The organism is Clostridioides sp. ZZV15-6597 (assembly GCF_020657815.1).
GTDB lineage: Bacteria > Bacillota > Clostridia > Peptostreptococcales > Peptostreptococcaceae > Clostridioides.
This window is the reverse complement of record NZ_JAGWCT010000216.1, coordinates 1-1,554: the sequence shown is the minus strand read 5'-3', so window position 1 is coordinate 1,554 and position 1,554 is coordinate 1. Positions and strand designations below refer to the sequence as shown.

Here is a 1,554-nt window from a genome sequence, read left to right as displayed (position 1 = left end):
CAACATAGATAAAGAACTAGATGAGCTTAGTAAGAAAGTTTATTTAGAATCCCCAGATTTTTGGATAAGTATTTCTGACAAAATAGTAGATAAAATTTTTGATGAAATGTTATTATTTTTTGCAGTAAAATATAATTATTACAATATACTATCTTTTGCAATTGAAAATAATTATATAGATTTAAATATGCCATCAAAAAATAAAGACTATCCAAATATAATGAGTCATTTTTTAGACACAGCAAAACAAAATGAAGATAAAAAGATTTATAATTATCTTTTAAACTTAAATAAAGAAGATACCATAGGTGAAAACGCCTCTTTAGATGATTTAAATCACAATACTGAGAAAGATACTTTTGGAAAGAAAGATGTATATATTCCAAAATACATGTGTCCAAACTGTAATACTAATATTTTTGATACAGGTTACAGAGTATCAAATGATATAACATATAAATTTTCTTTTCAAGATGCCGAACCTGTTGAAGTATCTAATGAGATTACTTCTATTAAATGTTGTAATTGTGATAAATCAATAGAAAATGTAACTACTGACAAATTGTATAGTATATGTAAAATTCAAAACTGTGATAATTGTGGTTCTAGTTTAATTAAAGTAGGAATTATTGCAAAGAAAAAAATGGAGTTTAATGAGAATACTGAAGAATTTGGATATGTTTCAACATCTTATTGCTGTAGCAATTGTGGCTCTAAAATAAATTCATCTCAAAAAGAATACTTTAAACTTTAATATCTTATATTTTTAAAATAATTTCAAATAATAATACTCTGTTATTAAATATTATTATAGAAATTTTTGGGGACATATTTGGAAATATAACATAAATAATTTTTATATACACACTTTAATTGTAATTAAAATTGCTATGAAATTAGATATTATTAAACTAGTTTCATAGCAATTTTTAGTAATATAATTTTTATTAAGTTTGGACAAATTTTATTTTCTATTTCTTTAGTGTACCAACCATAACTCTTAAATCAATTGTTATATTAGATATCCCTGACTTTATCAACTTTAAAATTTCTTTTTCATCTAATGTTGATGTTAAAGGAGTCATTTTAACCAAATTCATTAAATTTAATACACTGACATCAGTTTTATAATTGATTCTATTTTCATAAATTACATCAAGGTGTTTTTTAAATCCAACTATAATGTTTTTATTGTCATAATCATTATTCTTTATATTTCCCTGTATACTTGTCCTTATTTCTTTTAAATAATTTGATTCTGGGACAATCTTTACTATTATTCCATCATCATTTAAAACCCTTGTAAATTCCTTATAATTTGCAGGAGAAAGTATATTTAATATTACATCAAACTTATTATCTTTAAATGGTAGATTTGACAAATCTGAAATACACCATATAATTTCATTCTCTCCTCTTGTAGCTATAGAAATACCTTCTTTAGCTATGTCAATTCCAATTAATTTACATATATTATTAATATTTTTATCTTCATATAATTTATTTAAGAAATATCCTTCTCCACATCCAGCATCTAAAATATAGTTAATATTT

At 22.7% G+C, this 1,554-nt stretch carries 2 protein-coding genes; one reads left to right on the top strand and one right to left on the bottom strand.

Annotated features, from left to right (window positions below; genetic code table 11):
• The coding region (locus KGF52_RS20915; RefSeq protein WP_227841508.1) for a hypothetical protein at nt 1-754 on the top strand (754 nt) is incomplete at its 5' end.
• 217 nt (nt 755-971) lie between these two features.
• Here the strand turns inward: KGF52_RS20915 and KGF52_RS20910 are convergent.
• On the bottom strand, nt 972-1,554 hold a 583-nt coding region (locus KGF52_RS20910), incomplete at its 5' end, for a methyltransferase domain-containing protein (protein WP_227841507.1).